Here is a 14,406-nt window from a genome sequence, read left to right as displayed (position 1 = left end):
AAAAAAGTCAACGTATTACGGTATAAGCTGGATGAAACCAGCAAGTTGATATGATATACCTTTAGTAACAGATGTGAAGTCCGATAGAGGAAACGATGATATCAACTGGCTCATCCATGCGCATTATGCTGGTCGATGACGTGCAACTCGATAGAATGCAACTCGCCATTCGCTTGAAACAACTTGGGCATATTGTCGAGGCAGTTTCGAGTGGCAGAGATGCATTGCGTTTGTACGAAGAGTTCGACCCTGAGCTGGTTTTGCTTGATATCAGTATGCCAGAAATGGATGGCTTTGATGTTTCCAAAGCGATTCGTACTCAGTTTGAAGAATGGGTACCCATTATATTCCTCAGTAGTCATGAAGAACCTGAAGTGATCGCAAAAGCAATAGAAGCCGGGGGGGACGACTACTTAATCAAGCCAGTCGATAAATTGGTGCTCAGCTCTAAGCTGATCGCGATGCAGCGCATTGCGCACATGCGTCGAGAGCTTAAAAAGAAAACCGCGAAACTGGCTGAGTTAAATGCGTTATTGCAACAGCAGGCAAACGAAGATGGCCTAACGAAGATTTATAATCGCCGTTATATCGATGAGCAGTTGGGGCAAATGTTAGGCTGGTACGGGCGGCACCGTTTACCAATCAGTGTCATCCTTTTGGATATCGATAACTTCAAATTGTTTAACGACAACTATGGCCATATTGAAGGGGACAAATGTCTTCAGGCCACGGCAAATACAATTAAGAGTCTGTTTCAACGTAATGCTGACTGTGTTGGTCGCTACGGCGGTGAAGAGTTTGTCGTGTTACTTGGTGGTAGTGACGCTGAGCAAGCCGTTAAAGCGGCGGAAAGAATTCATAAAGCGGTTGCGGACCTCAGTTACCCACATGCGTTTTCTGCTGTATCTGACATTGTTACCTTGTCACAAGGTGTCTACACTTTTATCCCTAATGGTAGGGAAGAACTGCAGACAATTTATCAGTTCGCTGATAAAGCGCTTTATCAAGCCAAGTTAGAAGGCAAAAACCGTTACGTGACTTTCAGAGCATCTTAATTATGCTACGTTTTCCTTCTGCCTTTAGTACCTCAGTGTTTGCCATAATCTTGGCACCTTCTTTTGCATTGTCTGCCCAAGAGCTCAACGACCTAATCCAAAAAGAGCTGGAACGAAACTTTGCAACGGCCATTGTTCTCACTGACAGTGATGTTTTTACTGTTGGCTTTCACGACTTTGACCCGAATGAATGGCTAAATCTCGATAATGAAGAGCTGGGAAGTGCCGATTCTGTCAATTTGCGCAAAAAAATTGGTGTATCAACGCTCCCCTTTGAGTTTGCCTTGTATGAGGATCCCGACAGCCAAGTAAAACACAGTCTGCAAGGTCGTTTATCTGCTCTAGGTATTGAACAAGACGTTTCCATCGCAGATGCTGGGGTGTCCGATAGCCATCGCGAGTATGTGCTTGGCGCGTTTCTTGAGTACACAAACTCACGACAACTGAGCGAAAACTGGACTTTTGATGCCTCCATTGGGGCGCATTTAATGTATTACCGTAGTGACTATACCTATCGCAGCGATGCATTGGCGGATTATAAAAGTGTCATCGATGGTTATTTGGTTAATACCGATGCTTGGGCTTTGGTCGCTGAGCCTAATGTTCAAGCCAAATATTTACAAATGAAGCCTTGGGGAAAGTGGTATTACTGGAGCTCGGCGCATTATTTTTATGGCCAAGGTTGGGGCGAAGCAAACAGAGGGCAGGTTGGTAACCCAGAAGGTTGGTATTGGGTTAACGGTGTCAAAATGTTTTATGACTTCGAAAAGTGGGGACGTGCAGTTCAATCTGTTTACACGAGTTTTAATCGGGTTGATGTTGGAGGCGATACTTCCGAGTCGTTGGGTACGCGTCACTATTATGAAGCGAGTGTCGGATGGTTAATGACACCGCCTTTCAAAACGCAGTGGGTAGACAATGTTGGTATCGGCTTAAGCCTCAATTATGGCAGTGCCCTGAAAGGCGGGAGTTTAGTGCTTTTCTTTAACCAAGATTGACGCCATCAAGCCCAACTATTTGGCAAGGGAAATAGCCAGACAATCGGTTTTTACTCAACCTTCGTCATGACTTGGTTTCTACCTGCTTTCTTCGCTTTATATAAGGCTTCGTCTGCTAAGCTACGAATGATATCTGGATCTTTCGAAGAGCGGCTGTCTGATACACCAATACTGACCGTTACATTGACCGTGTTCATTTTATTCTCTTGAGTGCCACGACGTTTTTTTCCTTCACTCGCTTTATTTGGGCGTGTTGTGTCATTCCTCAAAACGAGATCGTAGTACGCAATATCTTCTCGAATGTCGTCTAGGTAACCTTGTACTTCTTTCGAGGTTTTCCCTTTAAACACCACGGTAAATTCTTCTCCGCCATAACGATAAACCTTTGCTCCACCCTTAATTAAGAGCAAGCGAGAGCCAACGAGTTTCAAAACGTCATCGCCAGTGTCATGTCCATAGGTGTCGTTAAATTTCTTAAAATGATCCACATCGATCATGGCGATAGAAAAACGTCGACCTAAGTGTTTAACGTCCATTTCTAACGCGCGGCGGCTTGGTAACTGTGTCAGCACATCAATAAATGCCAGCTCATGACTGGCCTGGACCACATGCATAATCAGCAAAATTCCAGCCAAGGTGAACATGGTACTGGAGATGAACTTCACATCAAAAAACGTAAAGGTGGTAGAAGCTAAGAGTAAACACGTATAAATCGACACTTCGATAGGGCGATTGTGCTTCAGCACCAAAATCGCTGTAGCCAAAACGATGGCAGTGCAATAGGCCACCAGCAAAAGAGGCAATTTTGAAATTGCAGCGACAGAGAAGAGCAATCCATTATTCCAATGCTCAAAACCGGCTTCTTGAAAGTAGCTAAGGAAGATGAAAGACCAAACTGTCAACACGCCAAGGACCAATCCGTAAGTGGCAATTGATTTGCTGTGCATGCCTGAGGCGTTAAACAGATAGACGACAAAACAAGCCACGGGTAATAGGAAGGCAAGTAAAGAGAGCTCGAGCAACACACTCCCACTGCTTAACGGAATTTGCAGGCGGTTTTGAATAACAAAATAGGTAATGATCATTGCCATTGCGATCATCGCAATACGGCCTTGTTTGAATACACTACAGAGTAAAAAAACGGTCCCAAGCAGGATATAAGGCAAGTTTGCAGCTAACCCCCAGTTTGCCTGTGTCATGACGATGATGTTATCCATCCCCATTGCCACAATCCCGAGTAAACCAACGGGAAAGAAGATTTTAAACTGAGCACTACTAACTACCGGAGACGTCATTAACCGCTGACTTCCTATAACACTAACGAATGGGTATGAAGAACCTAGTAGAATACGATTATTTCTGGATTTTCCAAGCCTTTTGCTAAACTTAAGTAGTGATTTATTGATAATGACAGTAAAAGTGAATGACAAAGCTTGGTTTCGAAAAGTCGCTGCGTATACTGTTGATGTACCGAGCATAATAAAAACAAGGAGATGCTTTAATGCAAATCAGTGTCGATGTTCATAATTACATGGAAACTCTGGTTGGTCAGGTTCTCGCTCAGGATGAGTATGTGAGTCAGTACACGTCGGAACAATTGGCCGATTTAGCGTGTTTAGCGCTTGTGCAACTCAAACCTGTTTATATCCGCTTTGATATCGATTTTTTATCTGCACTGCCTGAAGAGAGGTTGGTTCAGTTCAAACACAACAGTGAAGTTGCCGTTAAAAATGCCGAAAGCATGATCGTAGAAGATAGAAGGCAACATCGTTCAGACGATGTTCCTGTGGTTTTCTCTCATGTGAATTACGATGACAATGCGCCGCTTGAATGGTTTGAAAAACCGATATTGAAATTCAACAAACCACACGAGTGAGGAATAATGGGGTTATTTTCACGCCTGTTTGGGTCTTCAAAACACAGTGAAGCAAAGAAAGAAGTTGAGCCAATTGAGCATAAAGGCTTTCTTATCTATGCCGAGAGCTTACAAGAAGGCGGTCAATACCGCGTCGCTGGTAGAATTACAAAAGAGGTAAAGGGCGAACTAAAAAGTCATCGATTCATCCGATCGGATGTTCTGGCCTCTGAAGCAGATGCAAACGAGTTGATGGTCAAAAAGGCGCAAATGTTCATTGACCAGATGAGAGGCGAGATATTTAGCTAAAAGTTTCTCGGGTTTTGATTCCTGTCATCATCACAAGAGCCATTAGTGTTTATGCTGGTGGCTCTTTTTGTTTGTTACGCAAAAATTTAATCTATGTGGTTGTAAAATAACCAATAATTATAGGTCTGGTTGGACCTCTGTCTTGTTGATATGTCGTTGTTTTATTTCGTGGGGTGCGTAGAGTTCCTTCATTACATAGGGTTATATGTAATGAAAATTTGTATTTTAACTACAAAACACTTGAAGTCGCATCCTGCGTTAGATACAAAAAGATGATTAACAAGGCCAATAGTCAAGGAATAGCTATGCAAATTGGTGTACCAAGAGAACTACTCGCGGGAGAAACGCGAGTCGCTGCTTCGCCAAGTTCGGTAGAGCAGCTAATTAAATTGGGGTTTGATGTTGTTGTCGAAACCCAAGCGGGGGCGTTAGCCAGCTTTGATGATTCAGCGTATGAGTCAGCTGGTGCGAAAATGGTTTCTAAAGAAGAAGCTTGGAATTCTGAGCTGATCCTTAAAGTCAATGCGCCAATTATCGATGAAGAGAAAAGCATTGACGAGATCGCGTTGATCAAAGAAGGCGCGACCTTGGTTAGCTTTATTTGGCCAGCTCAAAACCCTCAGTTGATGGAACAACTCTCTAGTAAGAACATCAATGTGCTTGCGATGGATGCCGTGCCACGTATCTCACGTGCTCAGGCACTGGATGCATTGTCCTCTATGGCAAACATCGCCGGTTATCGAGCGGTTGTTGAAGCGGCGCATGAGTTTGGGCGTTTCTTTACAGGGCAGATTACTGCAGCTGGTAAGGTACCACCAGCGAAAGTGTTTGTCGCCGGTGCGGGTGTTGCTGGTTTGGCTGCTATCGGTGCTGCTGGTAGCCTAGGTGCGATTGTTCGTGCTTTTGACGTACGTCCAGAAGTTAAAGAACAAGTGGAATCCATGGGGGCAGAGTTCCTTTCTGTTGATTACCAGGAAGCTGCTGGTTCTGGTGACGGTTATGCGAAAGAGATGTCTGATGACTTCAACAAAAAAGCTGCGGAGCTGTATGCTGCACAGGCGAAAGATGTTGACATCATTATCACAACCGCACTGATTCCTGGTAAGCCCGCGCCTAAGCTGATTACCAAGGAAATGGTCGATAGCATGAAAGCGGGTAGTGTGATTGTTGACCTTGCTGCCGCTAACGGTGGTAACTGCGAATACACAGTCGCAAACCAAGTTATCACGACAGCTAACGGCGTAAAAGTGATCGGTTACACCGACATGGTTGGTCGTTTGCCCACTCAATCTTCACAACTTTATGCAACAAACTTAGTCAACCTTTTCAAACTGTTGTGTAAAGAAAAAGATGGCAACATCAATATCGATTTCGAAGATGTTGTACTACGTGGTGTCACTGTGGTTAAAGATGGTGAAATCACCTGGCCTGCGCCACCAATTCAAGTTTCTGCACAGCCTCAAGCCAAACCAAAAGCGGTTGAAAAGCCAGCACCAAAAGTACAAGAACCCGTTTCTCCAGTGAAAAAACTGGCCGGACTTGCAGTGGCTGTCGGTGCATTTGCATGGATTGCATCCGTTGCGCCAGCCGCGTTCCTCGCACATTTTACGGTGTTCGTTTTGGCATGTGTTGTGGGCTACTACGTGGTATGGAATGTCACACACGCACTTCACACTCCACTCATGTCGGTAACCAATGCAATTTCAGGAATCATCGTTGTCGGTGCATTGTTACAGATTGGCCAAGGAAATGGGGCAGTAACGTTTTTGGCGTTCATTGCTGTGTTGATCGCGAGCATTAATATTTTTGGTGGCTTTACAGTAACCAAACGCATGCTCGAAATGTTCCGCAAAGATAAATAATAGGGAGTAACCAATGTCTGCAGGATTAGTACAGGCGGCCTATATCGTTGCTGCACTATTTTTTATTCTGAGCCTTGCTGGTCTATCTAAGCAAGAATCAGCAAGATCAGGGAACTACTACGGCATTGCCGGTATGGCAATTGCGCTACTTGCAACCATCTTCAGTCCTACTGCCGAAGGGTTTGCTTGGGTCATTGTGGCCATGGTAATTGGTGGTGGTATTGGTATCCACTACGCTAAGAAAGTTGAAATGACAGAAATGCCAGAGTTAGTGGCCATTCTACACAGTTTTGTGGGTATGGCGGCTGTTTTGGTTGGTTACAACAGCTATCTTGAACCACCGGCGCCAGTCTCTCTTGACCCAGCGGGAATGCACGCAGAACACGTCATTCACTTAGTTGAAGTATTTTTGGGCGTATTCATTGGTGCGGTAACCTTTACGGGATCGATTGTCGCGTTCGGAAAGTTACGCGGTATCATTTCCTCATCGCCACTTAACTTGCCTCATAAACACAAGATGAATCTCGCAGCTATCGTTATTTCAACTCTGCTTATGATTCACTTTGTTAACGCCGACGGCAGTATGTTTGCCTTAATCGTGATGACACTGATTGCTTTCGCATTTGGTTATCACTTGGTGGCGTCGATCGGCGGTGCGGACATGCCCGTAGTGGTCTCTATGCTGAACTCTTATTCAGGTTGGGCAGCAGCCGCGGCAGGTTTCATGCTAGCAAACGATCTGTTGATCGTGACAGGTGCTCTCGTTGGTTCTTCAGGTGCAATACTTTCATACATCATGTGTAAAGCGATGAACCGCTCGTTTATCAGTGTTATCGCCGGTGGCTTTGGCCAGGAAGTCGTGATTTCTGGTGATGAAGAGTATGGTGAGCATCGCGAAATCAACGCAGAAGATGTCGCGGATATGCTGAAAAACTCCAAATCAGTCATCATCACTCCAGGATATGGCATGGCAGTAGCACAAGCTCAATACCCAGTTCACGAGATCACAGAAAAACTGCGTGCGCAAGGTGTGAATGTTCGTTTCGGTATTCACCCAGTAGCGGGTCGTTTACCGGGTCACATGAACGTGCTGCTCGCCGAAGCAAAAGTGCCTTATGACATCGTTTTGGAAATGGATGAGATCAACGACGACTTCTCAGACACGGATACTGTGTTGGTTATTGGTGCGAATGACACCGTTAACCCAGCTGCGCTAGAAGATCCAAACAGCCCAATCGCTGGCATGCCAGTATTGGAAGTTTGGCATGCGAAAAACGTCATTGTTTTCAAACGTTCAATGAATACTGGCTATGCTGGAGTTCAGAACCCATTGTTCTTCAAAGAAAACACATCAATGCTCTTTGGCGATGCTAAAGATAGCGTGGATGCGATTTCAAAAGCGTTATAATTTACGTTAAAGACGAAGGCCAGCTGAAAAGCTGGCCTTTTTTGTTGTTTTTCTAATCGAACCAATCAAATACCGAATCCCACAAATGTAAACTTTCATGAATATGTTGTATATTGGGGCCAATAATAACGACGTCGTACAATGTTTTGATTAAAAAACTCTGCTTATCATTGCTGCTTTCTGTGAACCTAGTGCCTAGTGCTCTGGCAGACTCTTTGCCGGAGCGCATTGATTTTTTCACGGAGTTATTTGATTATGCTTCCGCAAGCAAAACATACGATATCCGCGATTTACAGTCGTCATTCCCGACCAAACTTCTTTCGCCCGACTCAATGCTGCCGCAAACGGCAAACTACCCACTGAAAGACATACAACAACTGTATCAACTGTCCAAAACCTGTAATGGCAAGCTACCACTTAGCCCATTGATCACGGAACCGTTAGTTTTCACTCGTTCAGTTTGTAAAGGGGTGAAGCTTAATACTCGCTGGTTTTCTCGTTCAGCATTGATCCACCCGGGTGGTGGGACTTACGCCGCTCGCTATATTCAAAAGTTTCCAGAAGAACATGAAACATTAAAGAAATTCATGCACATCAAAGAGCGAACAGATGAAGTGGGAGATGAGTTGTTAACGACGCTTCAACAAATGGATGATGAAACCATTAGCTCGTTAATTGCTGGCTCAATAATGTTCATGGATAGAGAACAGCTTTGGTTGAGACGAGGCGACTACTATCATGTGTTTGATAAAAGCGTTTGGTCAAACAACGTTGAAAAAGCTGGACTGTCATTAAGCATTCGTTCAGACAGCGCGAGCTGTTTCGTTCAGCGAGGCAATATATGTTGGGACGTTGAAGATCATTCGCAAATCTTACGCTTCTCCATGATCGTCCTAGTGATTGCCAACATTATGCTCGTTGCTGGTTGGGCGGTTTATCGCTGGAACAGCAAACGGCAAGAGATGCGTAGCAGAATGCTTGTTTTGCAAATACTAACGCACGAATTGCGCACACCAATTGCGAGCCTATCACTCACGGTTGAAGGTTTTCGCAGAGAGTTTGAGCACTTACCAGAAACAGTTTATGATGAGTTTCGACGATTATGTGAAGATACAAGAAGACTTAGGCAGTTAGCTGAAGCGAGCAAAGATTATTTACAGTCGGATAATCAACAGCTTGCTACCGATTGGATCCCATCAGTTGAAGAGTGGCTGCTGTTTAAAATCGAAGATGAATTTCCTGAAGGCGTGGCGTTCAAGATCAACCAAGATGTTTCTGCAAAAATTAACGTTTATTGGTTAGGTACTTGTGTCGACAATTTGATCCGCAACGCAGTCAAATACGGCGTCGCCCCCGTGACATTGGACGTACAAACGGGTGACAGTAAATTAACAATCCGAGTCACCGATAATGGCAAACTCACCAGCCGAGACTGGTCAAATTTACGAAAGCCATTTGTAAGCAAAAGTGGCTTGGGACTTGGCTTAACAATTGTTGAATCTATGGTGGGGCGAATGGGCGGAAAAATGAAGCTTATCGGGCCACCGACTACGTTTATTTTGGAGATACCTTGTGAAACAGACGTTGCTTCTCGTTGAAGATGATAAGAACTTGGCAGATGGCCTTCTCGTTAGCCTAGAACAGGCAGGATACGAGTGTTTGCACGCTGAGCGTATTTCTGAAGTGGAAGCGCTATGGCAACAAGCCGATTTGGTTATTTTGGATCGCCAGCTACCAGATGGCGATTCCGTTACACATTTGCCTAGTTGGAAAAAATTGAAGAATATCCCTGTGATTCTATTAACAGCGCTTGTGACGGTCAAAGACAAGGTTGCTGGCCTAGATTCGGGAGCAAATGATTATCTAACCAAACCTTTTGCAGAAGCTGAGCTTTTTGCACGTATTCGCGCGCAGCTACGTTCTCCAGAATCTTCTGAGCAGGGGAATACTGACAAAGTTGAAACTGAAAATCTAATTATTGATAAGTCTACACGTGAAGTATTTTTCAAAGGGGAGCAGATAACGCTGACAAGAACAGAATTTGACCTATTACTGTTCTTAGCAAGTAACTTAGGTCGTGTGTTTACACGTGACGAGTTACTTGATCATGTGTGGGGATATAACCATTTTCCAACTACGCGAACAGTTGATACGCATGTATTGCAGTTAAGACAAAAACTAGCAGGGCTCGAAATTGAAACGCTTCGCGGTGTTGGCTATAAGATGAAAGGTTAATGCGTAAGTCACTTTTGGTTCCAATCTTAACATTAACAATCACTCAACCAGTCTATGCGATAGACTGGTTTGAAGCGAATACCCCGCTAACTCAAGCACACCAGCATCTTCTTGATGATGATCTTCCAAGAATGTTCAACTCTCTTGTCGAGGTTTGGCAATCGCAACCTAAAGAACGGATCAAAGATCATCTCAACAGTCTCTTAATGCAGTCGTTGAATCGGGATTGTGGCAAATCATTGACGAGAAATACGTTGCCAAACTGGCTATCAGGCGTAAAAGTGATACGTCACACGAATCAAAGCCCAGGCAGAGACATATATAGTTTGGTCATTGATATTAGAACCACTTCAGAGGTTAAAAGCCTTGCGATGCGCAAATGGGTCGACCGAAGTGTTTCTTCTGACAGTGTCTTCACTCAAGTTTCTGGTGACGTTGTCACAAAAAAAGCTGATGAAAGACAATATCAAAAACGATATAACCTCAGTGGTAAACTCGACGCGGGTTTGTATCAGCTTGTTATACAACCGTCAGACCAAGATGTTTGGAGTGGTTGGGTCATACTTGGTGAACCTATAGCGCCACAATACGTACGTTGGTCTTCAAAAGAAAATTGGACGGTGGAAAAGGTGGCGTTAAACAACCCTTATTGTCCACTTCCTGAGATGAATGTTGGTCTCTATGATTTTGTTGATGGGCAGTACCAACGAGTTTGGAACCAAACCTACGAATCTGATTATCCTACCAGTTTAGAGCTCGATGGTATCCCCAACGAACGCTACGTTCTAGCTGTAAGTATGAACACCAAGCGTTGGCAGGGACAAATTCTGGTAGAGCAATCACAAACCATCAGTCGTACATATGACATTACACAAGAATAAAAACTTGAAAAATCTTTAATCCTGCCGATATTACTAGAAAAGGAATCTAAGGGTTGTCTTCGGATGAAATTAAACAATAGATATTTATACGCAACGATACTTTTTTGTGGCACAGCAAATGCCGCTAATTATTCAATCGAAGCACGAAGCGACGCTATGGGTGGAGTAGGTACAGTTTCCGCCACTTATCTCACAGCGCCCTTTTTTAACCCAGCTCTTGCTGCTGTCTACCGACGTAATGATGATGCTGGCATGCTTATTCCTAGCTTTGGTATCACTTATAATGATCCGCACGATCTTGTGGATCAAGTAGACAATTTAGGAAAACTAATTGCAGCTGGTAGTCCTGATATTGGCGCTGCTTTAACTGCGATAGACGGAGATCAGCTCGATTTCGAACTAGGTGGTGCCGTTGCCTTTGGTATTCCAAATAGATTTCTTTCAGCGAGTATTTATGGAAAGTTGTACACTGAATCATTTGTAACACCGACTGTTGATGCTGGACTGGATCCCAATAAAAGTTATGTACAGGCAGTTTCTGTATCAGTAACTGAAGTAGGGGTTTCACTGGCCAAATATCAAACCTTTCTTTACCAACATATGGCTTTTGGTGTCACACCAAAACTTCAACGAGTTTATACCCACTCTTTTGCTTCAACATTTGCCAATTTTGATCTTGGAGATGTGAGAGAAAACGAAACCGGCGAAACAATTTTCAATTTAGACGCTGGTGCTTTGTGGTTTTATGGCCCATTTCGAATTGGTATGGCTGCAAAGAATCTTATTGGACGAGATATCCAAACTAAAGCTTATGATTTTAATGGTACTAGCATTCAATCCTATGGCTACAGTATGAGACCTCTTTATACTGTGGGGGCAGGGATCGTTGCTGATTACTTTACCTTATCAGTCGACTACGATCTTAATGAAGAGAAAAAGTTTTCATCATTTGATGATAATAGCCAAATGTTGAGAGCGGGTTTTGAAATTGATGTTTTAAGACAACTGCAGATTCGTGGTGGTTACATGAAAAACATGGCACGAGATGTGGATGATACAATTACAGCCGGTATTGGCCTTTCGCCCCTTAATTTATTTGAAGTGGATATCTCCGCCAGATATACAAATGAAAACGCGATGGGGGCATCCATCAATTTTCTTGCCACCTATTAAGCATCTCGTTATAGTCGGCTCCTAAACAAAGGAGCCGATTTTTTATGTTTGACGATCTCCCACCGCTATCTCATCAAGAACAACAAAGAGCAGTAGAAGAAATCCAGAAGCTAATGGCTGAAGGGATGAGTACTGCTCAAGCGATAAAAATCATCGCAGAAAAGATAAGGGCAGAGCACAAAGCTCAAAGTGCAGAGTAAGTATCTACTTTCTCGACAGCACCTAATGAATCAAAGCAGAACCAAAAGGTTCTGCTTTTTTTTGGCATTAAAAAACAAGTAAAACTTTTACCAAATTATGTTTACCTCAATCTTCCAAAAGGGGGTTAGTTGGCCACTGATCAGGTCTGTAGTTATATATTTCCCTTCTTATCAATTGCTTACATTGGTTTATCTTGCTGAATTCATACGGCGTAACTTCTAGCTTGTAATTTAATTTCAGGTTAAATTTGTAGTAGGCAATTGGCGTAGCATAAAATGTTGAGGAATGAACTTAGTTACACTGTAAGTACTTACTCTTAATTAGTCCCTTTATAATTAGAGATTCGAGTTGCTACACATTGAAAATTTAACGAGTGTCCGAAATGATTAATAAAACAATGCTGTTTTGAGAACGGGAGTGAATTGATCAAAGTTGATCAAATGGGCTAGTGTGAGTTGAGTCGTGAAGAATTGAATCGATTTGGTAATAATTGGCAGATTATCTTGAGTTACGTCTAAAGCTCATTATTAACGTTTTACTCATCGAAGTGATTTGGTTACATTTCTTGTGTCAGGGCATATCCAACCTGGCTCCTCGAAAAAGCCGAGCTTCATACCTGATGCTCGGCTTTTGAGTTACTCGGCAGTACATCTCTTAAAACATGGCTAGTTGTTTTTGCTTTTCCTGATTCACGCGAAAAATCGAATGCTTATCGCAGTAGAACGCGACGGGCTTGCCGTACTCATTAAGATATTCTCTCATTGTTAGCATCTAATCAAAGGCCGACAAGCCTCGAAAGCAAACAATGTTGTTAGTTTTAGGAGGACATTTTAAAATCGCTCAAACCGGACATTGCAACTTTGCGCCTACAATCTAAGTGCGCATTATGGGTCTGAATTATGTTGAGGGTTTGCCTTTGGCCTGACGCGCGCAAAGGGTGGGCGAAGAACTTGCTCATTGTCGCAGCTCGCTGCGTACATGCTAGGCGAGAGAATCGCTTTGAAGTGGAAGCCCGTAACATAATTTGCATAATGTCGAACTTAACGAGCACATGACATACCGCATCGAGTTGGTATGTCAAAAAATGACATACTCACTGAAACCGACCCGAAGGGGCTAGGCCGAACGTTAGCCCCAACACCAACTGGACGTATGCTACTGCATATCCTCATAACTCAAAGCCGATGCAAAAGCGTTGCGGTCTCCCAGCTTTCACCAGAACTTTTCCCGCGTTCCTTGCCCTTATATCTCTCGTGAAATTCACTTCGCGCCCTGCTAAGCATTTCTTTCTATCGCCGACGACGAACGACGAACGACGAAGCGAGGCTGAGCGAAGGAGGAGGAGGAAGGTGATAGGCGCTCGCCAGCGTGCTGAATCCGGATGTTCTCGTCCCGAGGACGCCGGAGCAGCGGGCGGCGAGGCATGAAGAACATTATTTTTAATATGAAACTGTTTCATTGTCCGTGTGACGTCTATCGCCAAAACGGGGAGTAGACTCCCTTTAATAGTCTACTCTAGTCCAATATTTAGACTCTTATCTTATTCACGTACTCTTCATCTGCTTGCATTTCGTAGTACTGTTGTTCTGTCTTTGGCTTTAGGCTCTTAAAGAACTTTTCATGATCTTCAACAGTTTCCCATAATTTAAGAATCTGCATCTCAGGTGATGGCCTCTCTGAGTTAAGCCTGTAAATGAAATCTTCCAGACTATAGCGAGTGTTTAGCTTACCTCGACAAATCTCTGCTTCTGTAATCTTCAATATCTTCGCTAGTTGGCTGACCTGCGTTGCTTTAGGTTCGGTTATCCCGTTCTCCCACTTCATGTAGGTCTGCTTGGTTACACCTAGTTTATCTGCCATATCGTATTGGGACAGATTAGTGTTTGCTCTAGCTTCCTTTAGTACATCACCAATCATAATTTTACTCACTTGGTACATTTTAGTTTTATCATACACTCACTTTTCTACCACATCTGCTTGCTAGTAATTTTTCTTTTGTGTATGGTACATAAAAATGTCCCAATATACTTCTTGACAGGTTTTTAGAGTGCTAGATTTATTACGAGTTATGATTCCTTTTAAGGCTGAATATTGCTTTCAGCTTGAGAATCGCTCGTCTGCAAATCAAGCGTATCACTTTGAACTAGACGTTAGAAAAGTATCTTCTGAACTGGGTATAACAACAGGGGTTAGGACGTTACAGCGCAATGCTGATATGACAATCTCATCAGTGAGTGGTGAATACATCCCTTACGACTCGATACCAACTAGCTTTACTGGTGTCGCTATCAAGTTCAACAATGGTTCTCCTAACGTACCGCCATCTGTCGAAATCAAAGCCAGTCCAGCGAAAATCCTACAAGGCCACAACATCTTCGGCCCATGCTCAATACTGCTTGGGTATGCTGAAATGTGTTCCGCGCTGGAAC

The 14,406-nt window shown here is 43.6% G+C and carries 14 protein-coding genes; 12 read left to right on the top strand and 2 right to left on the bottom strand.

The features are described from left to right. Positions 1 to 95 precede the first annotated feature (95 nt). Both CIK04_RS07700 and CIK04_RS07695 read left to right on the top strand, forming a co-directional pair. On the top strand, positions 96 to 1,055 hold the full coding sequence (locus CIK04_RS07700) for a diguanylate cyclase (protein WP_045589196.1): 960 nt from the start codon (positions 96 to 98) through the stop codon (positions 1,053 to 1,055). A gap of 2 nt (positions 1,056 to 1,057) precedes the next feature. Next, on the top strand, positions 1,058 to 2,053 hold the full coding sequence (locus CIK04_RS07695) for a Solitary outer membrane autotransporter beta-barrel domain (protein WP_017422822.1): 996 nt from the start codon (positions 1,058 to 1,060) through the stop codon (positions 2,051 to 2,053). A gap of 50 nt (positions 2,054 to 2,103) precedes the next feature. Here CIK04_RS07695 and CIK04_RS07690 read toward each other — a convergent pair whose 3' ends face one another. Further along, entirely contained in the window at positions 2,104 to 3,348 is a 1,245-nt protein-coding gene (locus CIK04_RS07690) for a GGDEF domain-containing protein (RefSeq protein WP_097352387.1), read from the bottom strand. Positions 3,349 to 3,554: 206 nt separating this feature from the next. Between CIK04_RS07690 and CIK04_RS07685 the strand changes: the two genes are divergently transcribed. The 9 genes from CIK04_RS07685 (at position 3,555) to CIK04_RS07645 (ending at position 11,976) form a co-directional block, all read left to right on the top strand. Continuing rightward, complete coding sequence (locus CIK04_RS07685) at positions 3,555 to 3,929, top strand: late competence development ComFB family protein (RefSeq protein ID WP_017422824.1); 375 nt, start codon at positions 3,555 to 3,557, stop codon at positions 3,927 to 3,929. A 6-nt stretch (positions 3,930 to 3,935) separates the two neighbouring features. Beyond that, complete coding sequence (locus tag CIK04_RS07680) at positions 3,936 to 4,217, top strand: HlyU family transcriptional regulator (protein ID WP_038963409.1); 282 nt, start codon at positions 3,936 to 3,938, stop codon at positions 4,215 to 4,217. A gap of 305 nt (positions 4,218 to 4,522) precedes the next feature. Next, the gene (locus CIK04_RS07675; protein ID WP_026050840.1) at positions 4,523 to 6,079 is read left to right on the top strand and encodes a Re/Si-specific NAD(P)(+) transhydrogenase subunit alpha; all 1,557 of its coding nucleotides are present in this window, start codon (positions 4,523 to 4,525) and stop codon (positions 6,077 to 6,079) included. A gap of 13 nt (positions 6,080 to 6,092) precedes the next feature. Continuing rightward, a complete protein-coding gene (gene pntB / locus CIK04_RS07670; RefSeq protein WP_017422827.1) occupies positions 6,093 to 7,487 on the top strand; it encodes a Re/Si-specific NAD(P)(+) transhydrogenase subunit beta in 1,395 nt (464 codons plus the stop codon). Positions 7,488 to 7,612: 125 nt separating this feature from the next. Then, positions 7,613 to 9,085 carry a sensor histidine kinase VxrA gene (gene vxrA / locus CIK04_RS07665; protein WP_301280454.1) on the top strand — a complete coding sequence of 491 codons (1,473 nt, stop codon included), beginning with the start codon at positions 7,613 to 7,615 and terminating at the stop codon, positions 9,083 to 9,085. Further along, positions 9,060 to 9,722: a response regulator transcription factor VxrB gene (gene vxrB, locus CIK04_RS07660; RefSeq protein WP_017422829.1), complete on the top strand. Its 663-nt coding sequence runs from the start codon at positions 9,060 to 9,062 to the stop codon at positions 9,720 to 9,722. Before vxrA ends, vxrB begins: the two co-directional genes overlap by 26 nt. Continuing rightward, positions 9,722 to 10,603, top strand: coding sequence for a DUF2861 family protein (locus CIK04_RS07655; protein WP_045589191.1), 882 nt, complete (start codon positions 9,722 to 9,724; stop codon positions 10,601 to 10,603). The genes vxrB and CIK04_RS07655 overlap by 1 nt, the downstream gene beginning before the upstream one ends. Before the next feature lie 63 nt (positions 10,604 to 10,666). Further along, complete coding sequence (locus CIK04_RS07650) at positions 10,667 to 11,776, top strand: conjugal transfer protein TraF (protein WP_097352388.1); 1,110 nt, start codon at positions 10,667 to 10,669, stop codon at positions 11,774 to 11,776. Positions 11,777 to 11,820: 44 nt separating this feature from the next. Beyond that, positions 11,821 to 11,976 carry a YoaH family protein gene (locus CIK04_RS07645; protein WP_011152125.1) on the top strand — a complete coding sequence of 52 codons (156 nt, stop codon included), beginning with the start codon at positions 11,821 to 11,823 and terminating at the stop codon, positions 11,974 to 11,976. Positions 11,977 to 13,504: 1,528 nt separating this feature from the next. On the opposite strand, the gene CIK04_RS07640 is transcribed toward CIK04_RS07645, so the two are convergent. Next, on the bottom strand, positions 13,505 to 13,933 hold the full coding sequence (locus tag CIK04_RS07640; RefSeq protein ID WP_325205702.1) for a helix-turn-helix domain-containing protein: 429 nt from the start codon (positions 13,931 to 13,933) through the stop codon (positions 13,505 to 13,507). A gap of 112 nt (positions 13,934 to 14,045) precedes the next feature. On the opposite strand from CIK04_RS07640, the gene CIK04_RS07635 reads away from it, so the two are divergent. Then, positions 14,046 to 14,406 (top strand): phage/plasmid replication protein, II/X family (locus CIK04_RS07635; RefSeq protein WP_325205704.1); only part of this gene is annotated, 361 nt, incomplete at its 3' end.

The organism is Vibrio sp. 03_296, assembly GCF_002265885.1.
The sequence above is the reverse complement of the archived record's forward strand: the minus strand, read 5'-3'. Positions and strand labels throughout refer to the sequence as shown.